The 24,630-nt window shown below is 58.5% G+C and carries 26 protein-coding genes; 2 read left to right on the top strand and 24 right to left on the bottom strand.

The window, feature by feature from the left end:
- Positions 1–32 precede the first annotated feature (32 nt).
- Positions 33–1,697, top strand: coding sequence for an EAL domain-containing protein (locus ACTQY1_RS06105; RefSeq protein ID WP_441369176.1), 1,665 nt, complete (start codon positions 33–35; stop codon positions 1,695–1,697).
- 271 nt (positions 1,698–1,968) lie between these two features.
- Here the strand turns inward: ACTQY1_RS06105 and ACTQY1_RS06100 are convergent, their stop codons facing one another.
- The 22 genes from ACTQY1_RS06100 to mraZ all read right to left on the bottom strand — a co-directional run bounded on the left by ACTQY1_RS06100 (position 1,969) and on the right by mraZ (position 22,560).
- Entirely contained in the window at positions 1,969–2,829 is an 861-nt protein-coding gene (locus ACTQY1_RS06100; protein ID WP_154487258.1) for a protease inhibitor I42 family protein, read from the bottom strand.
- A 690-nt stretch (positions 2,830–3,519) separates the two neighbouring features.
- Positions 3,520–4,383, bottom strand: coding sequence for a hypothetical protein (locus ACTQY1_RS06095; protein WP_441369175.1), 864 nt, complete (start codon positions 4,381–4,383; stop codon positions 3,520–3,522).
- Positions 4,373–4,885: a hypothetical protein gene (locus ACTQY1_RS06090; protein WP_022488215.1), complete on the bottom strand. Its 513-nt coding sequence runs from the start codon at positions 4,883–4,885 to the stop codon at positions 4,373–4,375. Before ACTQY1_RS06090 ends, ACTQY1_RS06095 begins: the two co-directional genes overlap by 11 nt.
- Positions 4,863–5,189: a hypothetical protein gene (locus ACTQY1_RS06085; protein WP_022488216.1), complete on the bottom strand. Its 327-nt coding sequence runs from the start codon at positions 5,187–5,189 to the stop codon at positions 4,863–4,865. The genes ACTQY1_RS06090 and ACTQY1_RS06085 overlap by 23 nt, the downstream gene beginning before the upstream one ends.
- Positions 5,176–5,643 carry a hypothetical protein gene (locus ACTQY1_RS06080; RefSeq protein ID WP_022488217.1) on the bottom strand — a complete coding sequence of 156 codons (468 nt, stop codon included), beginning with the start codon at positions 5,641–5,643 and terminating at the stop codon, positions 5,176–5,178. Before ACTQY1_RS06080 ends, ACTQY1_RS06085 begins: the two co-directional genes overlap by 14 nt.
- A complete protein-coding gene (locus tag ACTQY1_RS06075; protein ID WP_022488218.1) occupies positions 5,640–6,059 on the bottom strand; it encodes a type II secretion system protein in 420 nt (139 codons plus the stop codon). The genes ACTQY1_RS06080 and ACTQY1_RS06075 overlap by 4 nt, the downstream gene beginning before the upstream one ends.
- 48 nt (positions 6,060–6,107) lie before the next feature.
- Positions 6,108–7,301 carry a type II secretion system F family protein gene (locus ACTQY1_RS06070; RefSeq protein WP_154487270.1) on the bottom strand — a complete coding sequence of 398 codons (1,194 nt, stop codon included), beginning with the start codon at positions 7,299–7,301 and terminating at the stop codon, positions 6,108–6,110.
- 151 nt (positions 7,302–7,452) lie between these two features.
- The gene (nrdR, locus tag ACTQY1_RS06065; RefSeq protein ID WP_154487272.1) at positions 7,453–7,917 is read right to left on the bottom strand and encodes a transcriptional regulator NrdR; all 465 of its coding nucleotides are present in this window, start codon (positions 7,915–7,917) and stop codon (positions 7,453–7,455) included.
- Between the two features lie 19 nt (positions 7,918–7,936).
- Complete coding sequence (ftsZ, locus tag ACTQY1_RS06060) at positions 7,937–9,058, bottom strand: cell division protein FtsZ (RefSeq protein ID WP_022488222.1); 1,122 nt, start codon at positions 9,056–9,058, stop codon at positions 7,937–7,939.
- A gap of 144 nt (positions 9,059–9,202) precedes the next feature.
- A complete protein-coding gene (locus ACTQY1_RS06055) occupies positions 9,203–9,529 on the bottom strand; it encodes a small basic family protein (RefSeq protein ID WP_022488223.1) in 327 nt (108 codons plus the stop codon).
- Positions 9,526–10,218 carry a DUF881 domain-containing protein gene (locus ACTQY1_RS06050; RefSeq protein ID WP_154487274.1) on the bottom strand — a complete coding sequence of 231 codons (693 nt, stop codon included), beginning with the start codon at positions 10,216–10,218 and terminating at the stop codon, positions 9,526–9,528. The genes ACTQY1_RS06055 and ACTQY1_RS06050 overlap by 4 nt, the downstream gene beginning before the upstream one ends.
- 13 nt (positions 10,219–10,231) lie before the next feature.
- A complete protein-coding gene (locus ACTQY1_RS06045) occupies positions 10,232–11,425 on the bottom strand; it encodes a cell division protein FtsQ/DivIB (RefSeq protein ID WP_154487276.1) in 1,194 nt (397 codons plus the stop codon).
- A gap of 1 nt (position 11,426) precedes the next feature.
- Entirely contained in the window at positions 11,427–12,359 is a 933-nt protein-coding gene (locus ACTQY1_RS06040) for a D-alanine--D-alanine ligase family protein (RefSeq protein ID WP_441369174.1), read from the bottom strand.
- A 2-nt stretch (positions 12,360–12,361) separates the two neighbouring features.
- Positions 12,362–13,747, bottom strand: coding sequence for a UDP-N-acetylmuramate--L-alanine ligase (gene murC / locus ACTQY1_RS06035; protein WP_022486901.1), 1,386 nt, complete (start codon positions 13,745–13,747; stop codon positions 12,362–12,364).
- A gap of 13 nt (positions 13,748–13,760) precedes the next feature.
- Entirely contained in the window at positions 13,761–14,870 is a 1,110-nt protein-coding gene (murG, locus tag ACTQY1_RS06030; protein ID WP_022486902.1) for an undecaprenyldiphospho-muramoylpentapeptide beta-N-acetylglucosaminyltransferase, read from the bottom strand.
- A complete protein-coding gene (gene murD / locus ACTQY1_RS06025; protein WP_302157333.1) occupies positions 14,867–16,240 on the bottom strand; it encodes a UDP-N-acetylmuramoyl-L-alanine--D-glutamate ligase in 1,374 nt (457 codons plus the stop codon). The genes murG and murD overlap by 4 nt, the downstream gene beginning before the upstream one ends.
- A gap of 266 nt (positions 16,241–16,506) precedes the next feature.
- The gene (mraY, locus tag ACTQY1_RS06020) at positions 16,507–17,469 is read right to left on the bottom strand and encodes a phospho-N-acetylmuramoyl-pentapeptide-transferase (protein WP_308664425.1); all 963 of its coding nucleotides are present in this window, start codon (positions 17,467–17,469) and stop codon (positions 16,507–16,509) included.
- Positions 17,463–18,845 (bottom strand): UDP-N-acetylmuramoyl-tripeptide--D-alanyl-D-alanine ligase, encoded by a 1,383-nt coding sequence (locus ACTQY1_RS06015; protein ID WP_288311203.1) that lies wholly within the window; start codon positions 18,843–18,845, stop codon positions 17,463–17,465. Before ACTQY1_RS06015 ends, mraY begins: the two co-directional genes overlap by 7 nt.
- A complete protein-coding gene (locus ACTQY1_RS06010; protein ID WP_441369173.1) occupies positions 18,838–20,331 on the bottom strand; it encodes a UDP-N-acetylmuramoyl-L-alanyl-D-glutamate--2,6-diaminopimelate ligase in 1,494 nt (497 codons plus the stop codon). Before ACTQY1_RS06010 ends, ACTQY1_RS06015 begins: the two co-directional genes overlap by 8 nt.
- A 118-nt stretch (positions 20,332–20,449) precedes the next feature.
- The gene (locus ACTQY1_RS06005) at positions 20,450–20,866 is read right to left on the bottom strand and encodes a septum formation initiator (RefSeq protein ID WP_022486907.1); all 417 of its coding nucleotides are present in this window, start codon (positions 20,864–20,866) and stop codon (positions 20,450–20,452) included.
- A gap of 28 nt (positions 20,867–20,894) precedes the next feature.
- Positions 20,895–21,824, bottom strand: a complete 930-nt coding sequence (gene rsmH, locus ACTQY1_RS06000; RefSeq protein ID WP_022486908.1) for a 16S rRNA (cytosine(1402)-N(4))-methyltransferase RsmH — start codon at positions 21,822–21,824, stop codon at positions 20,895–20,897.
- 316 nt (positions 21,825–22,140) lie between these two features.
- On the bottom strand, positions 22,141–22,560 hold the full coding sequence (gene mraZ / locus ACTQY1_RS05995; RefSeq protein WP_229778381.1) for a division/cell wall cluster transcriptional repressor MraZ: 420 nt from the start codon (positions 22,558–22,560) through the stop codon (positions 22,141–22,143).
- A gap of 468 nt (positions 22,561–23,028) precedes the next feature.
- On the opposite strand from mraZ, the gene ACTQY1_RS05990 reads away from it, so the two are divergent.
- Entirely contained in the window at positions 23,029–23,250 is a 222-nt protein-coding gene (locus ACTQY1_RS05990) for a DUF1858 domain-containing protein (RefSeq protein ID WP_022486910.1), read from the top strand.
- Positions 23,251–23,334: 84 nt separating this feature from the next.
- Here the strand turns inward: ACTQY1_RS05990 and pyrE are convergent, their stop codons facing one another.
- Complete coding sequence (pyrE, locus tag ACTQY1_RS05985; protein ID WP_154487286.1) at positions 23,335–23,907, bottom strand: orotate phosphoribosyltransferase; 573 nt, start codon at positions 23,905–23,907, stop codon at positions 23,335–23,337.
- On the bottom strand, positions 23,908–24,627 hold the full coding sequence (pyrF, locus tag ACTQY1_RS05980; protein ID WP_022486612.1) for an orotidine-5'-phosphate decarboxylase: 720 nt from the start codon (positions 24,625–24,627) through the stop codon (positions 23,908–23,910). It lies immediately after the preceding gene.
- Between the last annotated feature and the right edge of the window lie 3 nt (positions 24,628–24,630).

The raw sequence follows: 24,630 nt of genomic DNA, 5'->3' as shown, positions 1-24,630 counted from the left end.
GTCCGGTGAGAAAATAAGAAAAGAGGTGCCTCATGGCTCCAGATACCCGTGCTTCCCAATTCCATACCCCGGACCGGACCGCTCTCCAGGAGTACGTCTGCGCCCATTTAGATGAAGCCATTGCCAAAGGCTGGATCCGACTGTATTTCCAGCCCATTGTTCGGAGCCTGTCCTATACCCTCTGCGGTTTCGAAGCCCTGGCCCGTTGGCAGGACCCGGTCCACGGGCTGATTTCCCCGGGCATCTTCATCCCTGCCCTGGAAAAATCCGGCACCATCCACAAGCTGGACCTGTGCATGGTGGACCAGATCTGCGCCCATTACCATCCCCGGGCTGATGAAGGCATGGCCATGGTGCCGGTTTCCTTCAACCTGTCCCGGCTGGACTTTTTTGCCTGCAATTTATTTGAAGAGATCAACGGCCGGGTGGACCGGGCCGGCATCCCTCACAGCCAGCTGGCTCTGGAAATCACCGAAAGCGTCTTTGTCCAGGACATGAGCTCCATTGCCCCGGTGCTGGACCAGTTCCGGTCCGCCGGTTACGAGATCTGGATGGACGACTTTGGCAGCGGCTTTTCTTCTTTGAACGTACTGAAAGACTATGGTTTCGACACCATCAAGCTGGACATGGCCTTTCTGGACAGTTTCACTGACCGGGCCCGGACCGTGGTGAAAAATGTGGTCCGGATGGCCAAAGAGCTGGACATCTTTACCCTGGCGGAAGGAGTAGAGACCCCTGACCATGCGGAATTCCTCCGTTCCATCGGCTGCGACCGGCTCCAGGGATTCCTGTTCAGCCGTCCCCTGGAAGTGGTGGATTCCCGCTGGGTGGCAGAAAAAGTGGGGCTGTTCCACGAAACAGACGCCATGCGCCGGTATTTCGATGAGGCAGACCGGGTGAATCTGATCACCGACAGTCCCCTGGCCCTGGTGGAATTTAAAAAAGATCAGGCTGACAGACACCAGTTCCAATTCTTCTTTTCCAACAGCGCCTATCAGAAGGTGACCCGGTCCATGGGCTTCCCCAATCCGGAAGCCGTGGCTGCAGACATGAGCCGGCCGGACAGCTTTTTGTGGAAGACCCTGGCCCCCTGCATCCAACAGGTAGCGGAACCGGGCCAGAAAGGGTCCGTCACCTTCCAGAGTCAGAGACAGTTCTTCTGGCTCCAGATACACCTGATTGCCCAGGCCAATGACTATTACCTGTACAAATGCCGGCTCCAGAACATCACTACCACCATGGACCGGCTCCAGGCAAACAAACTCCAGGGACTCCAGGACCGGGTCTATGAACTGTACAACACAGTGACCCTGCTGGATATGGACAAAAAAGAGGCCCGTCCCCTGGCCTTCTGGTACAAAAACTCCCCCTTCCAGCCAGGGAGGACCTTCGACAGCCCCAAAGCCTGGGACTACTACATCAGCAATTTCATCCATCCAGACGACCAGGACCGGTTCCGGGAATTCAGCAACGTGAACACCCTGGAAAAGCGGTGCGACCCCAAAGATGGAATCCTGGCGGACTACTTCCGGTCCCGGATGCCCAATGGGATCTACCAGTGGAACATGCACGGGATGATCCTGCTGCCGGAAAGATTCGGCCGCAAAGCCCTCCACGTGGCCCGGATCTGCCGCTACGGAGATGCCGCCACCGCCCGCCAGCTGATACGGGTGTATGAGGAGTATTTTGGGAAGTGAAAAAGGGGCTGTTGCATAAGCAACAGCCCCTAGCTATAGAGCCGCATAGCGGCTCAAGTCGGGAGTCTGAAGTCTGGAGCCGAATGATAAATTTGCAGGCAAATTTTTGAATGTGTAGAACCTTTGGATGAAATGATATCCCAGGTCGATTTCGAGTCTGGTTCTATACAATCGAAAGGATCCGTCCAACCAGGCGGATCCTTTCCTGAGGCTTCCGACTCCCGACTCCTGACTTCCGACTAAAAGGGCTGTTGCTCATGCAACAGCCCCTCTACCTCACCCTGAACCGAAACACCCGCTCCCTTAAGGGGGCGGTCATTTTTTTTGCGTAGACCGCTTTGATCTGGTAGTCACCGGGCTGGCTGAAACCGGCAAACAGGATGGTCACCCCGGGAGAGCCTGCCTGGCCGGTGGGGTTCAGCAGAGGCAGGGTAAAGGAATGGCCCAGGTTTACAAACCCTGGCTGGGCGCTCTGGTCCACCATCACCCACTGGTTGCCGCTGGTGGGGTTGGCATCCATGTACAGGGCCACCAGTTCACCGGGCTTCAGGTCCAGAGTCATGTCTTCCCCATTGCTGTCCAGTTTGTAGCTGGTAAGCAGCCGGGCCCCTTCCGCCACGTTGATGGCCTTCAGCAGTTTCGTATAAGGGATGGTGGTGTCCAAGGGCCCTTCCGGCTGGGAAGCCACCCGGATCCCCTCTTCGGCGAACACGTAATTTTTCCCCTGGATATACTGGGCATATTCCGTGGAATTGGTATACAGCAGATCCTGGTCTTCCAGGACCTTCCCCCCGGTTACGTCCAGGTTCATGCCGGCATACACCGTCCGGTCCCCTTCCGCCTTCAGGATGATGCTGAACAGGGTAGGCCGGTTCATGGTCACTTCATAAGAAAGCACCGCCTTGCCCCCGGCTTTTTTCCCCAGGGCATTGGCCTTTTCCTTGATCAGGTGGTTCAGGTTGGCCTGGAGATTGGCCTCCTTCAGCCCGTCCACAAAGGGCACCTGGCCTGCCGCCTTCCCGTCCGAATAATCCTGCCGGAGCAGAGTGGTATGGCCAAAAGCAAAAGCGGACAGAGGCAGAGCCAGAGAAAGCCCCAGAGCCAGCGCCGCCGCAGATTTTTTCAGATGCATGGATATTCCTCCTTCGTATCACTTCCCTTCTATTCTACACGATAAAAGAAGGAAGAAACATGAAATTTGTGAAAAAAGGGGGGCTATGTATCTATCAACAAATTCTCAGCGAACCCTTCATCGCCGTATAGTTATTCAGAAATGGGGTCAAAAATTTTTTATCGCTGCTTTGAGGTCGACGACGCAGGGGTTTCGCCGCAGGCAAACCCGTCCCGGCCGCCCAGAGGGGAAAAACTTCAATACCCATACACCCGCGAGGACTCTCCGCCGGGAGGGCAAGTCCGCCCTGCAGGGGCGGGGGACCGGGCTTGCCCGGTGGTGGGGGCATGAGGTCCTTAAAGGACCGAATCCCTTGACGGTGGTACGGAAACTATCTACCTAAGAGACAGCAATGGATACTGCTGTCATCATATTTCTGCTTCTGCCAGACACTCCCTTGTTTTCGGCCGGCCCTGCAAAGGATCGGCTGTCGCCGATGCCCCCACCACCGTGCTCCGCATGGTCCCCCTCCCCTCCCGGGGCGGACTTTTTGTTGGTGAAATCCGTCCCTCCGATTCCCTGCCAGGCGCACGAGATGGGTCCAGATGCGCGAAAGCAGCGAATTTTGGCTGGGGCATAGTACACGGACGTACATGCCCCAGTCAAAATCCGCTGCTGACAAAGCAGATGGGCCCATATCGTGCGCCTGGGTTATGCGATAGCCTTTGTGCGGAAAACCCCCACCACCCCCTCGCTCTTCACAAACTCCGCCCCCTTTTTCACCACGATGGGCCCCCGGCAGGCCAGGATCCCGGTTACGTGGGAGCCTGGTTCCAGGGTCAGGGTTCCGGTGGCGTAAAGGTAGGCATCTTCCAGGCGGGCGCCTTTTTCCACGGTAATATCCCCGTTGGCCAGGAACCGGAAATCCCCCTTGCAGCGGAAGCCCTGACGGAACCGGATGCTCCCCCGGTTCACCAGCACCCCGCTGCCCTGGAGCAGCACTGTCCGGCCTGTTTTTTCCGGCCACTGGAGGGTTTCCCGGCCATAGCAGAACACTTTTTCCACCGGGGCTTCCATCCGCCGGGAATCAGGCAGGGACCAGGCAGGCTTCCGCCCGAACAGGGACCAGTCCACAAACAGCTTCCCCTCCTTCCGTCCCTCCGCCCAGATGCCGGTTTCTGGAAAGATCTCCCCAGGCTCTGTACCGGGCATCCGGATTTCATACCGCCGGCCTTTCATCAGTTCTTCTCCGGTTTCCCGGTGGAGCCGGAGGACTTCTTCCCGGATCCGGCCCTCCTGGATGGTTTCCAGGGAAGCATAGACCAGCGGTCCCTCCGGCTGGAACCGGACCGGTTCCAGCTGCCGCTTTTCTCCCGGTGCCAGGAAGGGCTCTCCCTCCCGGATCCCGCACAGGCTCCGGAACAGGACAGCGTCCTGCCGGGCCTCCTGCTTCAGCTGCCAGTCCTTCAGAGCCTGGCGGGTCACCCCCAGAAGCCCGGCCCACACCGTGCCCAGGAGCCCCAACCCCACCAGCAGCACCAGGCTGATCATCCCGGGAGATTTCTTACCGGCCATAGGGCAGCACCTCCTTCCACACTTTCTCCTGACCGGTTTTCCGATCCCGGAGGGTCAGCTCCCAGGCCAGTTTTCCCGGCTCTGGAAGGGAAGCGGAAAAATTCTCCACCTGCACATGTTCCGGAGAGACCGCCAGACTCACCGGGTTGTGCTTCCGGGGTTTCCAGATCTTTACGTACAGGGTGGGCCAGGGCCGTTTGGCGGTGGTCATGACGAACCAGGATTCCCAGGCGGCATCCGGCCTTCCGTAACACCGGACTTCCGTGCCATGGTCCCCCTGGAACACCCGGACCTGTTCCACTTCGTAAAAGAACCGGCTTTCCAGCCGGGAGTGGAGGTCCTGTTCCAGCCGGTCCAGTTCTCCCTGGGTCCAGCAGCTTTCCATGAACCGGCACAAGTTGGGCAGTCCCTGGAGCAGCTGGCACAGCACCAGGGTAAAAAGGGCCAGGGCCCCCAGCCCTTCCGCCAGCAGGCTTCCTTTACTTTTTCTCATACCGGGCATAGCAGCAGCGTCCTTTCCCCCGGCGGGTGAGGCAGATTTTCCGGAGCATCACCCCGGGCAGCTGGGGCACCGGTTCCAGAACGGTTTCTGTCTCCCACTCCGGGTCCGGGAAAGGCGGATTTTCCCCCTCCTCCAGGAGCCGGACCGCCAGCCGGCTTCCCGTTTCCAGTTCCCGGCGGAGCCGGACGCCCTGGAGAGCCAGCCGGGAGCCCGCTGCAAAGGACAGGGCCGCCGCCCCCAGAAGGAACACCGCCAGGATTCCGTCCAGCAGGAAGAACCCGGGCTGCCGTTTACCGGAATCCATGGTATTCCATCCGTCCCACAAAGTGGGAAAAGGAAAGGAGCTGGTACCGGTCAGGATCCGCCTGTTGGCAGACGGCCACCGCAAACCCCTCTTCCCCGTTGCCGGTGGGGGTGAAGCCTCCTTCAAAGGTCCGGACCCGGAAATCCTCCAGACCCAGGGAAGGATAATCCAGCACAGTCCGCTGCCTGGTCCCGTATTGGCCATACACCTGGCTGCCCTTTGGATTCATGGAAAACCGTACATGGTTGCTGTGGAGGTACTGGGCCCGCTGCTGGAGGGCGGTAAAGGTGCTGCCGGCGGCCCGGGCTCCCAGCTGGAGCCGGAACCCATTGGCAAGCTCCTGCCACCGGGACAGGCAGGGCAAAAGAGCCAGGACCAGCCCCAGACAAAGCCCCAGCACCAGGAGCAGTTCCGTCAGCACAAAGCCGCCCTGCCGACGGGCCCTGGGATTCATGCCTCTGCCCCTTTCTTTTCTCCCAGGGTGTCGCTGGACACTTTCTCCCCGTTGCTCAAAGTGGCGGTGAACACGTACTCCCCGTCGGTTTCGCTCATGGAGATCTTGCTGTAGTCCCGGTTGGGCACGTATTTCTTGTCCACCAGGCTCTGGATGTCTCGGGGCTTTTCCGCCAGTTCCAGTTCGTACAGCTGGGCGCCGCTCTGGAGCAGGGCCATGTCGGAAATCAGCTGGCTGTCCCGGGACCGGTCCATGGCGCTGCGGATGGAGGGCAGCAGGAAAGCAGCCAGGCCCCCTATGATGGCCAGGACGGCAATCAGTTCGATGAGGGTGAAACCGGGCTGCTTCTTCCGGCGGATCGTGTTGGCAGGTTGGGTTGCTTTCAGGATACAATTGGTTTTCATCGTTGTCTGCATTTCTTTCTCCTTTCGTGAGACAGAGCATAGATTCAATAGGTCAATGAATCAGGGCACCAGGGGCAGTCCCTGGAGCAGGGCAAAAAGCGGGGACAGGAGCAGCACCAGCATGGCCGTACAGCCCCCGGCCAGGACCAGGAGCAGCACCGGTTCCAGCAGGGTTTTGGCCTGTTTCAGCCGGTTCTGGAAATCCTGGTCCAACAAATGAGCGGCTTCCGTCAAAAGAGCCGGCAGGTGGCCGCTTTCTTCTCCCAGGGCGGCAAATTCCACCGCCAGGGGACTCAGGAGCAGAGGCTGCTGCCGGGCGGCGCCTGCCAGGGACGATCCTGCCACCACCGCCTGTTCCATGGCCCTGGCACAGGTCCGGCAGGGCCCTTCCGGCAAAATCTGAGCCGCCTGAGGCAGGGCCCGGTCCAGAGGCAGGCCGCCCCTAAGCAGCAGGGCCAGGAGCCCCAGGAAACGGATTTCCCAGAAGGTCCGGACCCAGTTCCGGATCAGGGGCAGCCGGGGCAGCCACCGGGACTTTTTCCGCCACACCAGAAGGAGCCCGGCTCCCTGGAGAATCAGAAGACCCAGGAACACCAAAGGATGCGCCTGGAAGCTACGGACCACCGTAAGGAGCAGCCGGAAGCCCGCCGCCGGTTCCAGCCGGAGGGACTGGTACAGGTCCCCCAAAAGGGGCACCACCAGCCAGCAGAACACTCCGGTAAGCACCAGGGACAAGCCCAGCACCAGCGCCGGATACAGACAGGCCTGGAGCACTGCTTTCTGATTCTCCCGTTTTTTCTGATAAAATACCGCCAGCTGTTGGAATACCAGAGGCAGCTGACCGCTGTTCTCCCCGGCTGCCGCCAGAGGGCCTGCCAGCTTGCCCACCTGCTTTTCCTGCTGCCGGAGGGCCTGGGACAGGGAAAAGCCCCGGCCCAGGGCGTGGTCCAGTTCCCGGCACAGCTCCTTCACCGCAGGGGAACTGTGGCCTTCCAGAGCCCGGAGGGCCCGGAGGATGGGCAGACCTCCCTGGAGCAGCAGTCCCAGCCGGCGGAAGAAGGTTTCCCGGTCCAGGTCTCTCAGAGAACGCTTCCCCTGGAACTGTTTTTCCAGGAAGTTATCCCTCCGTAGCTGAAGGATATAGGGATACTGCCGGGCCAGTTCCTTCCCGGCCTCCTCCAGGGTGGCTGCAGAAAGGGTCCCCTGGCACAGCTGTCCTTCCCGGGTACGGGCTTTCCAGTGAAACTGTTCCATCTGTTTCACCTCCTTTCCCTGTTACCCTTCGAGGTCCAAAGAAAAATTCCTTCCCCAGTGGAAAAATCGGGCTATTAACGGCAAAAATCGGCAGCGAACAAAAAAAAAGCTGTGAAAAAATGATTTCTCATTTTTTCACAGCTTTTTTTATTTACTTTCCTTTTCCCTTATCCAGCATATTCTGGATTTCCTGCATGAAGCTGTTCACGTCGGCGAACTGGCGGTACACGGAGGCGAACCGCACATAGGCAATCTGGTCGATCTTTTCCAGACGGGCCATGACCACTTCTCCGATTTTCGTGGATTTCACTTCATTTTCCCCGGACGCCCGGATCTCGTTCTCGATCTGACTGGTGAGAGACTGGATCTGTTCGTAGGTAAAGGGCCGTTTTTCAAAGGCCCGCAGGAGTCCGGCCAGGATTTTCTTGCTGTCGAACATTTCCCGCCGGCCATCCCGTTTGATGACCAACAGAGGGATCTGTTCATATTTTTCGTAAGTCGTGAAACGCCGTCCGCAGCGGGGACATTCTCTACGCCGCCGGATGGACGCCCCCTCTTCAACGGAACGGGAATCGATGACACGGCTATCTTCGCAGCCACAGAATGGACATTTCATAACCTACACCCCCAGTTCCTTATTTGTTGCGGATCCAGGGCGGAATCTCCGAAGTGGGAGAAGTAAAGCTGCTCACCTTGGAACCGGCAGCTTCTTCAGCAGCCTTGGTGATCCGGCTGGTGGAAGTCTGGGGTTTTACAAAGGAAGCAGGTTTCGGGGTAGTGGTACCGGCAGCCGGTTTCCCTTCGTCGATGCCGGTGGCGATGACGGTGACACGGATTTCGTCTTCCATGCTTTCGTCGATGTTGGCCCCGAAGATGATGATGGCATCAGGATCCACCACATCGGTGATGATCTTGCTGGCTTCGTTCACATCCATCAGGCTCAGGTTGGGGCCGCCGGTGATGTTCAGCAACACCCCTTTGGCGCCTTCGATGGTGGAATCCAGCAGGGGGCTCTTCACAGCGTTTTCAGCTGCAGCCGCAGCGCCTTCGTCACCCTTGGCGGTGCCGATGCCCATCATGGCGGAACCGGCGTTGGTCATAACGGCCTTTACGTCGTTGAAGTCCACGTTGATCAGACCGGGGACACTGATCAGGTCAGAGATTCCCTGTACGCCCTGGCGCAGCACATCATCGGCCAGTTTGAAGGCATCTTTCATGGAAGTCCGTTTATCCACAACCTGGAGCAGACGGTCGTTGGGGATGGTGATCAGGGCATCCACCTTGGCTTTCAGGTTGGCAATCCCCTGTTCAGCCACGTTGAAACGACGGCGTCCTTCAAAAGAGAAAGGCTTGGTCACAACGCCAACGGTGAGAGCACCGGCCTGTTTGGCCATTTCTGCCACCACATGGGCTGCACCGGTACCGGTACCGCCGCCCATACCAGCGGTAATGAAGACCATGTCAGCACCTTTCACGCATTCTGCCAGTACGTCTTTGGATTCTTCTGCAGATTTTTCCCCTACTTCCGGGTTGGCCCCTGCACCCAGGCCTCTGGTTTCGTCCTCACCGATCTGGATCTTGGTGGGGGCGCTGGATTTTTTCAGCTGCTGCGCATCGCAGTTCACAGCGACGAATTCCACACCCTGGAGTCCGGCCTCGATCATGCGGTCCACGGCGTTGTTGCCGCCGCCGCCCACACCGATGACCTTGATTTTTTCCAGGGGCTGATCCATCGTATCTTTGTCTGCCTCAAACATGTTTCATGGTCCTCCTCATCTATTGTGTGATTGGATAGTTTGTTTCTTCGTACACTATATCTAGTATACCATTTAACAGATAATATTTCATCCCCATTTTGGGGAAAATTTTGCCTTCTTTACCGGAGATTGTTCACCGAACCATCAGCTCCCCATCAGCAGCCGCCGGATAATGGCGATGTTGTTGAAGATCCGCAGACCGAAGGCGATCAGGGCCACATAGTACAGGTCGATCCCCAGCCGGTATCCGAAATAGCACAGGAACACGGCGAAGATCCCGTTGGCAAAGAAGCCGCTGAGGAAGATCCGGTGGTCGAAATGACCTTCCAGGGAAGATCGGAAGCCGCCGAACGCCGCATCCAGGCAGCCCATGAAAGCCACGGCCACCAGTTTGCTGTACATGGGCGGCACCACCGGGAAATAGGCTCCCAGAGCAATGCCCGCCGCCAGTCCCAACAGGGCATAGATCATTTGGCTCCCCCCTCTTCCAGCTTGGCATATTCAAAATGACGGGTTCCCTTGTAGGCAGGGATCTCCACGCTGTCCTTTTTCTTCACGTCCACGGAAATCCCCCAGAACTTCAGGGTTTCCACCACTCCGCCCCGGAGCCGCAGGGCGCTTTCCAGAGTCTGGGGATCCCCGATGGCCCGGATCTCGTAGGGCGGGGTGAACCGGGTGTTGTTCACCGAAACAGTGGGCCCGGCGCACCGGACTTCCGATACATCCAGCAGCCGTTCCTTGTTGATGGCCAGGGCTTCCGCCCCTGCGGCCCGGAGTTCGTTCAAAAGCCGCAGCAGATCATCATCGTGGATCACATACAGGTTGGGGTTCTCCCCGGCCTTGGGTTTCACCTGGCTGTCGTTCACCGTGACCACCACCCCGGGGCCTTTCAGGGCCACTTCCCCGGATTTGATCTTCAGGTCGTTAAGGACTTTCTTGTCCCCGCCGGCTCCCTGGGTCTCCAGTTCTTCCAGCCGGTTGGCCAGTTCCTTGTTTTCCTTTTCCGCGTTCTTCAGTTTCTCCACCAGATCTTCCGCCCGCTGCTGGTTCACAGACTGTTTGGCCTGTTCCGCGCTGCGGAACTGGGTGGATATCATGGTGCCCACGATCAGGCACACCAGAAACAGGAAGAACTTCTCTCTATGACTGCGAAAGACCATGGCATTCTCCTTGTTACAGTTTAATATACGGTTTTTCGTAGGTCAGGTCGATATACTGCGCCTTGATTTTCTTGGCTTCCAGTTCCTGGCAGATGGCCTTGAAGGTCTTCAGCTTGCTCTGGGCATTTTCATAGGTGCCCAGGATCACCGGGATCCCGTTGTGCAGGTAGATCTTCAGGCTCTTGTTTTCGTCCACATGGATTTCCATGATCCGTTCCTTCAGCTCCGGATCCAGTTTCCGGAGGAAGCTCAGGATCCCCTGGATTTCTTCATCTTCCGTCATATCCCCCAGTTCCCCCTGGGCAATGTGCCAGCCGGACACAAAGGGAGCGTCTCCCCCGGTGATTCCGTCTGCCAGGCCGATAATGTGGCCGGTAGGATCCAGCTTGGCATACTGGGTCCCTTCCATGGCCACATACAGAGCCGGCTGCCGGTCCGTGATCACCACCCGGAGGATGTTGGGCCAGCCCAGGGCCAGGTCGGCCTTTTCCACCCGGTAGTCACTCCGGAGACTGGTAAGGAGCTTCTTCCGGTTGATGTTGAAGATGTTCAGCGGATCACCGGCGTCCCCCATTTCCTTCACTTCATCCAGGGTCACCACTGTGTTCCCGGTGACTTCCAGCCGGCCAAAAGCCAGCCAGGGCTGGTGGAGGGTCACATAGGAGGCAATCAGGAGAGCCACGGAACCCAGGAGCAACAGCACCCGGGGCCAGTTCAGCCGGCGTTTTCCACGGCGCCGGGTCCCTTTTTTGCCTGTTTTTTCAGATCCGGCAGGTGCTGCCGCCTTTTTCCGCCTCCGGAACCGGCTGGTCCCCGGTTCCTTCTGTTCCAGGGCTTCCGCCTTCTGTTCCTGCCGGAGCCGGAAGGTTTCCCGTCCAACCGCCCGGTCTTCCAGGGCTTTCCGTTCCGCCTCTTCCGTCCGGCCGTAAATATAGGCCTGGGCTTCCTGACGGACTTTTTCCCGTTCCTTCTGCCGTTCCTGCTCCTCTTTCCGCCGCTGTTCCTGGCGGAGCCGGGCTGCCCGCATTTCCTGCCGGAAGGTGCTGGTTTCCCGGTGTCCTTCCGAAGGGTTCCGGGAACTGCTGCTCCCATCCCCCTCCTGCCGGCTGCTGTCCCGGCTCAGCCGCCGGGTCCTTTCCTGCCCTGGCTGCCGGCTTTCCGGCCGCTTCCGGCCGATCTTGGGCTGGAACCAATTGGGCCGTTTCATGTCAGTGGGCCGTCTTCAGGATCTTTTCACACAGATCCGGGAAGGAAATACCCATGGCGGCAGCGGCCTTGGGGATCAGGCTGGTGGCAGTCATCCCGGGGATGGTGTTCACTTCCAGGGCGATGCAGTCCCCGTTGTCCGCCAGCATCAGGTCCGTCCGGGCCACACCGCTGCAGCCCAGGGCTTCGTAAGCGGCCACGGCGATCTTCTGGAGCCGCTTGGTGGTTGCTTCCTCAAAGGGAGCCGGGCAGGTGTAGGTGGTGGCCCCTTTGGTGTACTTGTTGTGGAAATCGTAGAAGTTCACATGGGGTTCGATGAGCACCAGCGGCATGGGGATGGCCCGGCCGTCTTCTTCCATCATCACCCCGGCGGCCACTTCCTTGCCGGTGAAGAAGGCTTCGCACAGCACACGGTCCCCGTACTGGAAGGCTTCCTGCAGGGCATCATCCAGCTGCTTTTCATCCTTTACGATCACTACCCCGATGCTGGAGCCCTGGGTGGCCGGTTTTACCACACAGGGGATGCCGATTTCCTTCAGGATCCGGTCCTTGGGGTCCTGGTCCCGCTTCTTGTCCAGAAAGATGCATTTGGCGGTAGGCACATGGTTGTTCTGGAACAGATGCTTGGTGTACACCTTGTCCATGGCCAGGGCGCTGGCCAGTACTCCGCTGCCCGTATAGGGGATCCCCAGCATTTCCAGGATGCCCTGGAGCCGGCCGTCTTCCCCGTAGAGCCCGTGGACGGCGTTGAACACCACCTTGGCGCCGGAGGCCTTCAGCTGGTCCACGATGTGTTCCGGATCCAGGTCGATGGCCACTGCATCATAGCCTTTTTCCTTCAGGGCATTCAGGATGGCGTTCCCGGTATTCAGGGACACTTCCCGTTCTTTGGAAGGTCCGCCCATGACCACTGCCACACGATCTTTTTTATCCATTGTCAGTTCCTCCGTTCCAGTGCCTGTACCAGATGTTCTCCCAGTTTGTAGATGTCCCCGGCCCCGATGGTCATGATCAGGTCCCCGCTCTGGGCCTCATGTTCCAGATGGTCCAGGATGGTGGGCTGGTCAGCCATGTATTCCACTTCCTGACCGGTGGTGGTCCGTACCTTGTCCGCCAGCATTTTTCCGGTGACCCCGGGAATGGGATCCTCACTGGCTGCATAGATGTCGGTGACGATCAGCCGGTCCGCATCTTTAAATGCCACGGCGAATTCGTCCAGGAGCAGCTGGGTACGGGTGTACCGATGAGGCTGGAACACCACGATCAGCCGTTCCGGATGGGTCTGCCGGGCCGCCTTCAGCGTGGCCATGATTTCCGTGGGATGGTGGGCATAGTCGTCCACCACCCAGACGCCGTCCACTTTCCCCTTGGTTTCGAACCGGCGCTTGGCTCCGCTGAATTTTTCCAGGGAAGCCAGGATGTCCGGCAGGGGCAGTCCCAGTTCCCGGGCAGCGGCAATGGCCCCCAGGGAATTGAGCACATTGTGCCGGCCGGGGATGATCAGATGGCCCTGACCGATGGTCTCTCCCTGGTACACCACATCGAAATGGGTACCGTCCGTGCCGTAGATGATGTTCCTGGCCTGGTAATCTGCATCCTGGCTATCGATGCCATAGCTGATCACCTTTTTGTCCGTGGCTTCCCCGATGGTCCGCACCCGGTCGTTGTCATAGCACAATACGGCGCAGCCTTCGTCCTTGATCTGGGAAACGAACTGAGCAAAGGCCTTCTGGATGTTTTCCTGGCTGCCGTAATGGTCCAGGTGGTCGTCTTCGATGTTGGTGACCACCGCAATGTAGGGATTGAACTTCAGGAAGGAGCCGTCGCTTTCATCGGCTTCTGCCACCACATAGTCGCTTTTGCCGTTGGCCGCATTGGACCCCAGGTTGTTTACGATGCCCCCCACCACAATGGTGGGATCCAGGCCGCAGTCGCTGGTGATGCAGCTGAGCATGGAGCTGGTGGTGGTCTTCCCGTGGGCCCCGGCCACCGCAATCCCCTTGTGCTTGTTCATGAGATACGCCAGCACGTCGCTCCGGTGGATCACCGGCACCTGGCGCCGGTGGGCTTCCACCAGTTCCGGGTTGTCAGGATGGATGGCAGTGGACACCACCACCACTTCCGCCCGTTCGATCTGACAGGCAGCGTGGCCGATGAATACCAGGGCCCCTTCCTTGGCAAGCTTGGTGGCCATGTACCCGGGTTTGGCATCGGAGCCGGACACATGGTACCCCCGTTTGATCATCACGTAGGCCAGGGCACTCATCCCCGCTCCCCCGATGCCGATGAAATGTATGTTTTTGATTTTATCCAGATCAACCAATGGTCTCTTCCTCCTATTTGTTCCCTTCGGCCAGTGCCAGTGCCTGTTCCGCAATGGCATCCGCCGCCTGGGGCATGGCGCACCGCAGGGCGCTCCGGTGCATGGTCTCCAGCCGTTCCGGTTCCTGGAGCAGTTTTTCCACTTCTCCCAGCAGCCAGTCCCCGTTCAGGTCCTTGTCCAGCACCACCAGGGCCGCTCCTTTGGCCGCCAGGGCCCGGGCATTGTATTCCTGGTGGTTGGCTGTGGCATAGGGATAGGGAACCAGGATGGAGGGGATTCCCTTCACCATCAGTTCCGCCAGCCCGATGGCTCCCGCCCGGGAAACCGCCAGATCCGCCGCTGCCAGGGCCAGGGGCATATCGTGGAGATAGGGCACCACATGGATGTTCCCGGCATGGAGCACCTGGTCTCCCAGGGCTTCCGCATGCTTTTCATACCCTACGGTGCCGGTGGCGTGGAGGATCTGGATCCGGGGATTCCCGGCCAGCTGCTGTTCCACAGTCACCATGGCCTGGTTGATGGTCCGGGCCCCCCGGCTGCCCCCGAAGGCCAGCAAGGTGGTCTTGTCCGGATCCAGGCCAAACTTCTTCAGGCCTTCTTCCCGGCTGGCATCCAGGATCTCCTGGCGTACCGGGTTGCCGGTATAGACTTTCTGGGCATGGGAGGCGAAATACCTGGCTCCCTCTTTATAGCCCAGGAACACCCGGTCCACAAACCGGGACAGGATCTTGTTGGTGACCCCGGGCATGGCGTTCTGTTCCTGGATGCAGGTGGGCACCCGTTTCATGGCCGCCCAGAACAGAATGGGGCCGCACACGTAGCCCCCGGTGCCGATCACCAGGTCCGGATCGATCCGGTTCAGCAGGGTGTAGGCTTCCTTCAGCCCCAGGAGCAGTTCTCCGGCGCTTTTCAGGGTGCCCAGGCCCAGATGCCGTTCAAAGCCTGCCACTTTGATGAATTCCAGGGGATATCCGTACCGGGGGATGATGTCCTTTTCCAGCCCTTTCCGGGTCCCCACAAAAGTGATTTCACAGTCAGGGTCCAGCCGCCGCAGCGCCCCGGCAATGGTCAGTGCCGGATAGATGTGGCCGCCGGTGCCCCCGCCGGACAGTACGACTTTCACGCTTCCGCCTCCTTGGCCAGATCATGGACGATCTGCTTGAATACCCGGCCCCGTTCCGGGAAGTTGGCGAACATGTCATAGGAAGAGCAGGCCGGGGACAGGAGCACCACCTGAGGGGCTTTTGCTATGGCATAAGCCTTCCGCACTGCATCTTCAAAGGTGCCGTCGATCATGATGATGTTCTGGACTCCGTGTTTTTTGGCTGCTTCACAGAACCGCTGCCGGGCTTCTCCCAAAAGGATCAGGGCATCGGTCTTGGCCTTTACCGCTTCCATCAGATCATCCAGGCTGGTCATTTTGTCGTGGCCTCCTGCCAGCAGGATCACATGGCCGTCTTTGAAAGCTTCCAGGGCCTTGATGGCGGAATCGGTGTTGGTGGCCTTGGAATCGTTGTAGTATTTCACCCCGTTGATGGTGGTCACATATTCCAGCCGATGTTCCACACCCCGGAAGGCTTTCAGCACCCGGGCCATGTTTTCCGGAGTGACTCCGGCGAAATGGGCGGACAGGCAGGCCGCCAGCACGTCCTGTTCGTTGTGGGCCCCGAAAATCTGGAGATCGGACACCTGGCAGATCTTTTCCTTCTTCCCGTCCAGGGCCAGGGTGAACCAGCCGTCTTCGATGAAGCCCCCTTCCGGCAGTACCTTCTGGGTGCTGAACCAGACCACCCGGCTTCTGGCCTTGTCCCCCAGTTTGCTGGAAACCGGGTCGTCAGCGTTGAGGATCAGGATCTGATCCGGAGTCTGGAAGGCGAAGATCTTGGATTTGGCGGCCACATAGCCGGCCATGTCCCCGTGCCGTTCAAAATGGTCCGGAGTGATGTTCACAATGCAGGCCACATCGGGGGCCAGGCTGGTGGTCCCTTCCAGCTGGAAGCTGGACAGTTCCGCCGCCACCCAGGAATCTGCGTCCAGGTCCTGGAGTTCCTTGCTGAGGGCAAAGCCGATGTTCCCGGCTACGGTGGTCTTCACCGGCAGGGTGGCCAGCATTTCTCCCAAAAGGGTGGTGGTGGTGGTCTTCCCGTTGCTGCCGGTTACGGCGCACCAGTGGCCTTTGTACAGCCGGCTGGCTTCTTCCGCTTCGGCGATGATTTCCATTTTCAGGTCCCGGGCCTTCTTCACCGTTTCCGTAGTAAAGGGGATCCCGGGAGAGATAATGAACAGATGGCACTGTTCCAGATAGGGTTCCGGGTCCGTCTCCTGGACATATTCCCCGCCCCGGGCTTCAAAAGCCTTCAGCCAGGCCGGATCCAGGTCCTTTTTGTCATCGTTGTATAAGATTACGGCAGAGCCCTTCTGGGCCAGGACTTCTGCAACGCCCTGGCCGCTGATTCCGGCCCCGTACACAAAGATTTTCTTTTTGTCATCCATGATGATGCCCCCCAAGTTTATGCTATTTATCGTTCATCGTGAATCGTTTATTGAGTCGGAAGTCAGAAGTCGGAAGTCGGAAGCTCCAGGATGAATTTGCAAAGCAAATTCTTTGAATATGTATAACCTTTGTACGAAATGGTCATCATGAGAATTTCGTTACCGGTCCACATATTCAGTAGAATCCGTCCAGCCTGACGGATTCTGTCCTGAGGCTTCTGACTCCAGACTTCCGACTACGGGCTGCTGTTCAATCAGCAGCCCTGTTACTTCATCAGATACAGCCCCACCCCCAGCAGGGAGAACAGGCAGCTAGCCAGGAAGAACCGCTTCACTACAGTGACTTCCTTCCAGCCTCCCAGTTCAAAATGGTGATGGAGAGGAGCCATCCGGAAGATCCGCTTCCCGTGGGTCATTTTGAAATACCCCACCTGGAGCATTACAGACAGGGCTTCCAGCACGTAGATACCCCCGATCACCACCAGGAGCAGTTCCGTATGGGTCCCGATGGCCACGGCAGCCACCGCCCCGCCCAGAGCCAGGGAACCGGTGTCCCCCATGAAGCACTTGGCCGGGTGATGGTTGTAAATGAGAAAGCCCAGGCAGCAGCCCACAATGGACAGGGCAAACAGGGCTTCCGGCAGGAGATGGCTGGCAAAGCCGATATAGGCAAAAGCCAGCATCACCGGAATGGTTACGCTGGAAGCCAGTCCGTCCAGGCCGTCGGTCAGGTTCACCGCATTGGTGGTGCCCACCAGGAGCAGCAGCAGGAACAGGTAATACCCGGCTCCCAGGTCCACAGTGGCGTTCACCACCGGTACCCAGATCCGGGTGCTGTATACGGTCACGTCTCCGGGATACAGCAGGTAGACAGCCGCCACCAGGATCTGGAGGGCCATCTTCTGTTTGGAGGTAAGCCCCAGATTCCGCTTGAAGAAGATCTTCAGGCCGTCATCGATGAACCCGATGACACCGTATCCCACAAACAGCCACAGGGCCACAATGGTCCGGGAATCCAGCGGGATCCACACCAGAGAAGCCACAATGGCCGCGGCGATCATCATCAGGCCTCCCATGGTGGGAGTACCGTTTTTCTTCAGATGTTCCTTGGGCCCGCATTCCCGGATGCTCTGGCCGAAATGCCATTTGTGGAGCAGCGGCAGCAGGAACCGGCCGAAAATGGCCGTCAGTACAAAGGAAGTGACCAGGATGCCCACACCGCTCAGCATGTTTTGGCCCCCTTCCGGAACACCGTATCAATAAGGGAAAAGACTTCCATCCCATGGGAGCCCTTCAGCAGCACCACATCGTCGGGCCGGACCAGATTGGCCAGTACGGGAGCCGCTGCCTCCTTGTTTTCCACATAGTGGACGGGAACCCCGGCTTTTTCGGCCGCTTCCGCCGTGTACCGGCTTTCCGGTCCGTAGCAGATCAGTTCTTCCACCCCGTATTTTCCGCACCATTCCCCCACCTGGGTATGGCCGCTCTGGGAATGGGCCCCCAGTTCCAGCATATCCGCCAGCACTGCAACGGCCCGGCCTTTCCCCTGGTTCTTCACCACATCCCGGAGGGTCTGGAGCGCCACTTCCATGGAAGCCGGACTGGCGTTGTAGGCGTCGTTGATCACCGTCACCGGGCCGAAATGGAGGATTTCCTGGCGCATGCCCGTCATCTTCAGGTTTTCCAGGCCCCGGGCGATGGCTTCGTCAGGGACGCCGTACACTTCCCCTACCGCCACCGCAGCCAGGGCGTTCATCACATTGTGCCGTCCCAGCAGAGGCAGCTTCACTTCCTGGGTATTCCCGGTGATCCGGCTCCGGTACACGAACCGGGTGGCCAGACCGTCGGCGGAAATCTCCACCGCCTTTACGTCTGCGTCGCTGTCGATGCCGTAGGTGTGGACCGTGGCTCCCGTTTTCATGACGCTGACCCGGGGATCATCCCCGTTCAAAAAGGCATGGTTTTGGGGCGTAAAATCCTCCAGGATCTCACTTTTGGCTTTGGCGATGTTTTCCAGGGATCCCAAAAGTTCCAGATGGGTATCCCCCACATTGGTGATCACCGCTGCATCGGGAACGGCAATGTGCTTCATGGCCCGGATCTGTCCCAGGCCCCGCATGCCCATTTCCACCACAGCCATTTCCGTATCCTCCCGGATGGTGAGCAGGGTCTTGGGCAGGCCGATTTCGTTGTTGAAGTTGGCCTGGGTCTTGATCACCCGGTATTTTTCTCCCAGCACCGCCGCAATACAATCCTTGGTGGAGGTCTTGCCGTTGCTGCCGGTAATGGCGATCACCGTCAGTCCCTTTTTGTCCAGCCGGTACCGGCTGGCGATCTTCTGGTAGGCTTCCAGGGTATCCGGCACCAGGATGCACCGGTCCGCCGGCACCCCTTCCGGCACTTCCGAGACCACCGCTCCCCGGGCTCCGTCTTTCAGGGCCTGGGCCACGAACCGGTGGCCGTCGAATTTTTCCCCTTTCAGGGCCACAAACAGGCACCCGGGCACAATGGCCCGGGAGTCCGTAGTAACATCCGTGAACTCTTCTCCGTCCTCAAAGGCCATGGGCACCTGGAGGGCGTTTTTCAGCAAAGCAGCATCAAGCATTGGTCTTCCCCTTCTGGAAAAAGTCACGTACCACTTCTCCGTCGTCAAAATGGATGGTCCGGTCCTTCAGGATCTGATAATTTTCGTGACCTTTTCCCGCTATCATCACCACATCTTCCGGTTTGGCATGGGCCATGGCATAGTCGATGGCTTTCCGCCGGTCGGTGATCTTGTGGATTTCTTTTCCTTCCGGATTTTCTTTCAGTCCTTCTTCAATATCCCGGATAATGGCTTCCGGGTCCTCGGTCCGGGGATTATCGCTGGTGACGATGACAATGTCCGCCAGATTGAGGGCAATCTGCCCCATAATGGGCCGTTTCTTCCGGTCCCGGTCTCCCCCGGCTCCGAAGATCACCCACAGTTTCCCTTTGGTGATCTGCCGGGCGGTCTTCAGCACGTTTTCCAGGCCGTCCGGGGTGTGGGCATAATCCACCACCACCGTAAAGGGCTGGCCTGCATGGATCAGCTGGAACCGGCCGGGGACCCCGGCGAAATCGTCCAATCCCCGGATAATGTCCTCCCGGGTCAGGCCTTCTGCAATGGCGGCGCAAATGGACCCCATTACATTGTACACGTTGAATTCCCCGGTAATGTGGAGCTTCAGGTCCATTTCTCCCACCGGCGTATGGAGGTTCAGTTCCATATGGGTGGCGGCCACGTGGAAGGTCAGGGGGTACACATCGTTGTCCTTCCCCTTCCCGTAGGTCATGATCTTTGTCTTCACCCGGGGCATGATCAGGGCAGAGCTTGGGTCATCGCTGTTGAACACCGCCGTCTTGTTGGGCTTTACCCCTTCATGGAGACGGGTGAACAGCAGGGCCTTGGCTTCCCGGTAGTTTTCCATGGTCTTGTGGAAATCCAGATGGTCCTGGGTGATGTTGGTCAAGACCGCCGTATCATATTCAATCCCTGCCACCCGGTCCAGGGCCAGGGCATGGGAAGAAACCTCCATGACACAGGTGTCACAGTGGCTTTCCACCATTTCATAGAGCATTTTCTGCAGATCCACCACATCAGGGGTGGTGTTGTGGCTGGTGCGGACCTGGTCACCGATCATCACGTTGATGGTGCCGATGAGCCCCACCTTGTGGCCGGTCCGGGTCAGAAGGGTCCGGAGGATATTGGTGGTGGTGGTCTTCCCGTTGGTGCCGGTGACTCCGATCATCCGCATTTTCCGGGCAGGCCAGTCGTAGAACCAGGGTGCCAGGGTCTTCACCGCTTCCTGGGTGCTGGGGACCCGGATCACCGTCATCCCTTCCGGCACTTCCGTGTCTGCTTCCGTCAGGGCCGCCACCGCGCCCTGGGCTGCGGCCTTGGCAATGTATTTGTGGCCATCGGTGTTGACCCCTTTGATGCATATAAAAAGGCTGCCGGGACCGGCGGTCCGGGAATCGATGGTCAAATCGCAAACAGTCCGATCTGCCCCATTCCCTGCAACCACGGCACCAGGCAGCTGTCTGATTACATCCTGCAGTTTTCTTTCCATGTTGATCCCCCTTATGATTGGCAGACAACTGGAAAACAGGCTGTCTGCCAATGGCTATGTGGGCCTTTCGGGCCCGGTTCGGGCAGGCTGCCGCCCAAATCAAAGGCAGCTCCGCTGCCTACTCTCTTACATAAATGTTGCTCCGGGCGGTCTGCATGCCCAGTTTCTTTTCGGCTATGCTGGTGATCCGCTCCGGGCTCCGGAGCCGTTCCACGTCGATTTTCAGGGTCTCGTTCTCGTCCAGGCACTGGGCCTCCACGGCCTTGAGCTTTACCAGATCGTCAGAACGGGCGAAGAACAGCTGACTGAGAGCCACATTCACGAATATTAATGATAATACCAAACAGGCATAAAATGCAACCCGACGCAGCACAATATTTTCCTTCTTTACGGTTTTTTTCGGTTTGGACGTCTGCTGCCGCTGCCGGGGACGGGAAGGCGCAGGAGTCTCCTCTTCCTGCACGGCTGCAGAACCGTAGGTATAGTATTTCTGAGACGGCCACTCCATGGGTCGGCTGTTTTTCCTGGTATCCATGCTGCCTCTCCTTCGTTGGTTTGTTGTTTCAGATCTTCACGGCCCCCCGCAGCCGGGCGCTTCTGGCTCTGGGATTTTCCGCCAGCTCCCCTTCGCTGGGAGTGAATTCCTTCAATTTTTTCAGTTCCGGCTTCCGTCCGCAGACGCACACCGGCAGTTCCGGCGGGCAGATGCATCCCCGCTGGAGCCGTTTGAAGGCCTGTTTGATGATCCGGTCTTCCAGAGAATGGAAAGTGATCACCCCGATATGGCCCCCCGGTTTCAGATGATGGACCGCCGCTTCCATGGTGGCATCCAGGATCTTCAGTTCGTCATTCACTTCGATCCGGATGGCCTGGAAGGTCCGTTTGGCCGGATGGGGTCCGTCCTGACGGGCCCCCTTGGGAATGGCCGCCTTGATGATGTGGACCAGTTCCCCGGTGGTCCGGATGGGATGATCCTTCCGGGCTGCCACAATGAACTGGGCGATCCGTTTGGCCCACCGTTCTTCCCCGTATTTGTAGATGATCCCGGCCAGGTCGTCTTCCTTGTACCGGTTCACCACCTGTTCCGCCGTCAGGCTGGCCTCCTGGTCCATCCGCATGTCCAGAGGCCCGTCATGCATGTAGGAGAACCCCCTCTCCGGGGTATCCAGCTGATAGGAGGACACTCCCAGGTCGAACAGGATCCCGTCCACCTGGGGGATTCCCAGGTCTTCCAGGATGGCATCCAGGTTCCGGAAATTGTTGTGGACGATCTTTACCTGGCACGGGGCGTCCTTCAGCCGCTCGGTGGCTGCTGCAATGGCGTCCTCGTCCTGGTCGATGCCGATCAGCATCCCCTCCGGGTCCAGAAGTTCCGTAATCCGGTGGGAATGGCCGGCCCCGCCCAGCGTGCAGTCCACATAGATCCCCTTGGGATCCGTGACCACCCACCGGACACTTTCTTCCAATAATACACTTTTATGGACAAATTCCATGACAAACCCCAATCTATTCATTCTTGCCATGCGTACCTGCCTATCCGCCCTTTTCAAGGGGGCGGCAAGCCGGACATGGCTATCCCCCATTTATATCCGCCCTTTTCAAGGGCGGCAAGCCGGACATGGCTGTCCCCCATTTATATCCGCCCTTTTCAAGGGGGGCAAGCCGAACATGGCTGTCCCCCATTTATATCCGCCCTTTTCAAGGGCGGGGGACCAGCCGTCAGGCTGGTGGTGGGTTAGCAGCGCCAGCTGCGTTTCCAAGCAGGCCAAATTCCTTCAGCGTTTGGCATCCATCGGCCGTTGACCGCTTTTATTCAAAATCCAATTCTTCGATCAGTTCCGCCACATCGCTTTCCACGGCCTTGGTGTAATCCGCATAGCGCTGGGCATCCCAGATTTCCGCCTTGCTCCCCACCCCCACGATCAGGGCCGTTTCCCCGATCTGGGCATAGGTCCGCAGGTTGGCAGGCAGCAGGATCCGACCCTGTTTGTCCGGCTCCACCTCACAGGCGCCGCCGAAAATGAACCGTGACACATCCCGCATCTTCTGCTTGGGCATCATTTTCTGGGCAAAGCTGTTCTTCAGTTTTTCCCAGGCTTCCAGAGGGTACACGTCCAAACAGCCGTCCACTCCTTTGGTAACAACAAAGGAAGGGCCCAGGTTCTCCCGCATCTTTGCCGGGACGAACAGACGGCCCTTGCTGTCCAGCGCATGTTCAAATTCGCCCATCAGCATCGGCCATCCCACCCTTCCCAAAAAAATTCGCCACTTTCCACCACTTTTCCCCATTATAGAATGTTTTCCATGAAAAAGCAATGAAAAACCGGTCAAGACACCCGGAGGGCAGGGTCAGGTGGTTAGGTCGCTCACGGGTCCGTAGGGGCGGCAGGCCCGGCCGCCCGCCCCCATTTCCCGCCAGGCGCGGAAGATGGGTCGAAATTCACGAGTCTGGATGGCATGAGCCAGTCCATTCCTTCCAGGCGCGGAAGATGTACCCAGATACGCGAAAGCAGCGGATTTTGACTGGGACATAGTACAAGGACGTACATGTCACAGTCAAAATCCGCTGCTGACAAAGTAGATGGGTGCATATTCCGCGCCTGGGTTATGCGTTAGCCATTGCGTTAGCCATATTGTTCCTTGACAGACTATGGTATAATAAATCATACCCATTAAATGTAATTGAGGAGGATTCAGATGGAAAAGGTTACTGCTGATTCCAGCATTATTGAAACGGTGCAGATGCACCCTGAAATCGTCAACATTTTTATGCAGTATGGTCTGGGCTGCATCGGCTGCATGGCCGCCAACTTCGAAACCATCGGCCAGGGCGCCGCTGCCCACGGCATCGACGTAGATGCCCTGATCGCCGACATCAACGACTGCATTGCAGAAGTTGAAGGGGAAGAAAAGAAATAAGGAAAAAGGGGCTGTCCTTCCGGACAGCCCCTTTTTTGTCACTGGTCAGTGACCGGGGGTGTGAATTTTTTCACACCTCTTTTTTTATTTCCCCGTCCGTCCCCGCTGGGTCAGAGGCACACCCTGTTTGCACAGAGGGCAGTCTTCCGGTTTGTAGGCTTCCACGTCCAGGCGCAGCAGAGGCTCGGTGCGGACGCCGAAATCCACTTTGCCGCCGCTCCGGTCCACCAGGAGGCCTACGCCCACCGGTACGCCTCCTTCGCTTTTCACCACGTCCAGCACTTCCCGTACACTGCCGCCGGTGGTGACGATGTCTTCCACGATCAGTACCCGGGTCCCCGGTTCAATGTGGAACCCTCTCTTGAAGGTCATCTTCCCATTCACCCGTTCCGTAAAGAAGAACCGGGTGCCCAGGTTCTTGGCCACTTCATAGGCCAGCAGGATGCCGCCGGTCATGGGGCCCACCACCAGTTCCACGTTGTCGTTGACGAACCGGGCAGCGATTTCCTTGCACAGGGCTTCCGTGTACCGGGGCTGCTGCAGCACATTGAATTTTTCCACATAGGTGGGGCTGTGGAGGCCGCTGGTCAGCAGAAAATGACCATGCATCACCGCGTTGGTTTCTTCCAGCATATGCAGTACCGTTGTATCGTTCATTTAAAAAGCTCCTTCCATTTCTTCCAGGATCTTCCGTACAGCTTCCTGTTTGTTTTCCGCCTGGGTAATGGGCCGTCCCACCACCAGATGGGTGGACCCGTTGCCGATGGCAGCCGCCGGGGTGGCAATCCGGCTCTGGTCGTTGGTGGCAGCCCAGGCCGGCCGCACCCCAGGGGTCACAATGAGGAAATCTTTCCCGCATTTTTCCCGGATCCCGGCCGCTTCCCGGGGCGAAGCCACCACCCCGTCCAGGCCGCTTTCTTTGGTAAGGGCCGCCAGGTCCAGTACCTCTTCCCCAATGGGTTTGGCATAGTTCAGAGGCTTCCACTGGGCTTCATCCATGCTGGTGAGCACGGTGACGGCAATCAGTTTGGGTGCAGGCCGGCCCAGTTCCGCCGCCGCTTCCTTCACCGCCTTCATGCCTTCCGCCATCATCTTGGGGCCGCCCACCGCGTGGACGTTCATGATATCCGCTCCCAGCCGGGTCAGCACGGCCAGGCTGTGAGCCACCGTATTGGGGATGTCCTGGAGCTTCAGATCCAGGAACACTTTTTTGTCCTTGTCCTTCAGGTACCGGATGATGTCCGGACCGGCCCCGTAGAACAGTTCCATCCCCACTTTGTAAAAGGTCACTGCATCCCCCAGTTCTTCCACCAGGGCTTTGGCCCGGTCAAAGGTGGGGAAATCCAGGGCCGTGATCAGTCTGTCTCTTGCATCCATGGG

It is taken from the genome of Acidaminococcus sp. HCP3S3_G9_1, assembly GCF_052122455.1.
GTDB lineage: Bacteria > Bacillota > Negativicutes > Acidaminococcales > Acidaminococcaceae > Acidaminococcus.
The sequence above is the reverse complement of the archived record's forward strand: the minus strand, read 5'-3'. Positions and strand labels throughout refer to the sequence as shown.

Excerpts from the sequence above, each read along its gene's own strand:
- ACTQY1_RS06005 (WP_022486907.1), bottom strand. The coding sequence starts at position 20,866 with ATGGATACCAGGAAAAACAGCCGACCCATGGAGTGGCCGTCTCAGAAA.
- ACTQY1_RS06055 (WP_022488223.1), bottom strand. The coding sequence starts at position 9,529 with ATGATCTATGCCCTGTTGGGACTGGCGGCGGGCATTGCTCTGGGAGCC.
- ACTQY1_RS06090 (WP_022488215.1), bottom strand. The coding sequence starts at position 4,885 with ATGCCCGGTATGAGAAAAAGTAAAGGAAGCCTGCTGGCGGAAGGGCTG.
- ACTQY1_RS06095 (WP_441369175.1), bottom strand. The coding sequence starts at position 4,383 with ATGGCCGGTAAGAAATCTCCCGGGATGATCAGCCTGGTGCTGCTGGTG.
- ACTQY1_RS06100 (WP_154487258.1), bottom strand. The coding sequence starts at position 2,829 with ATGCATCTGAAAAAATCTGCGGCGGCGCTGGCTCTGGGGCTTTCTCTG.
- ACTQY1_RS06015 (WP_288311203.1), bottom strand. The coding sequence starts at position 18,845 with ATGCTTGATGCTGCTTTGCTGAAAAACGCCCTCCAGGTGCCCATGGCC.
- rsmH (WP_022486908.1), bottom strand. The coding sequence starts at position 21,824 with ATGGAATTTGTCCATAAAAGTGTATTATTGGAAGAAAGTGTCCGGTGG.
- ACTQY1_RS06105 (WP_441369176.1), top strand. The coding sequence starts at position 33 with ATGGCTCCAGATACCCGTGCTTCCCAATTCCATACCCCGGACCGGACC.
- mraZ (WP_229778381.1), bottom strand. The coding sequence starts at position 22,560 with ATGGGCGAATTTGAACATGCGCTGGACAGCAAGGGCCGTCTGTTCGTC.
- ACTQY1_RS06080 (WP_022488217.1), bottom strand. The coding sequence starts at position 5,643 with ATGAATCCCAGGGCCCGTCGGCAGGGCGGCTTTGTGCTGACGGAACTG.
- ACTQY1_RS06045 (WP_154487276.1), bottom strand. The coding sequence starts at position 11,425 with ATGAAACGGCCCAATTGGTTCCAGCCCAAGATCGGCCGGAAGCGGCCG.
- ACTQY1_RS05990 (WP_022486910.1), top strand. The coding sequence starts at position 23,029 with ATGGAAAAGGTTACTGCTGATTCCAGCATTATTGAAACGGTGCAGATG.
- pyrE (WP_154487286.1), bottom strand. The coding sequence starts at position 23,907 with ATGAACGATACAACGGTACTGCATATGCTGGAAGAAACCAACGCGGTG.
- ACTQY1_RS06050 (WP_154487274.1), bottom strand. The coding sequence starts at position 10,218 with ATGGTCTTTCGCAGTCATAGAGAGAAGTTCTTCCTGTTTCTGGTGTGC.
- murD (WP_302157333.1), bottom strand. The coding sequence starts at position 16,240 with ATGGATGACAAAAAGAAAATCTTTGTGTACGGGGCCGGAATCAGCGGC.
- pyrF (WP_022486612.1), bottom strand. The coding sequence starts at position 24,627 with ATGGATGCAAGAGACAGACTGATCACGGCCCTGGATTTCCCCACCTTT.
- ACTQY1_RS06085 (WP_022488216.1), bottom strand. The coding sequence starts at position 5,189 with ATGGATTCCGGTAAACGGCAGCCCGGGTTCTTCCTGCTGGACGGAATC.
- ftsZ (WP_022488222.1), bottom strand. The coding sequence starts at position 9,058 with ATGTTTGAGGCAGACAAAGATACGATGGATCAGCCCCTGGAAAAAATC.
- ACTQY1_RS06075 (WP_022488218.1), bottom strand. The coding sequence starts at position 6,059 with ATGCAGACAACGATGAAAACCAATTGTATCCTGAAAGCAACCCAACCT.
- mraY (WP_308664425.1), bottom strand. The coding sequence starts at position 17,469 with ATGCTGAGCGGTGTGGGCATCCTGGTCACTTCCTTTGTACTGACGGCC.
- ACTQY1_RS06070 (WP_154487270.1), bottom strand. The coding sequence starts at position 7,301 with ATGGAACAGTTTCACTGGAAAGCCCGTACCCGGGAAGGACAGCTGTGC.
- nrdR (WP_154487272.1), bottom strand. The coding sequence starts at position 7,917 with ATGAAATGTCCATTCTGTGGCTGCGAAGATAGCCGTGTCATCGATTCC.
- ACTQY1_RS06040 (WP_441369174.1), bottom strand. The coding sequence starts at position 12,359 with ATGGATAAAAAAGATCGTGTGGCAGTGGTCATGGGCGGACCTTCCAAA.
- ACTQY1_RS06010 (WP_441369173.1), bottom strand. The coding sequence starts at position 20,331 with ATGGAAAGAAAACTGCAGGATGTAATCAGACAGCTGCCTGGTGCCGTG.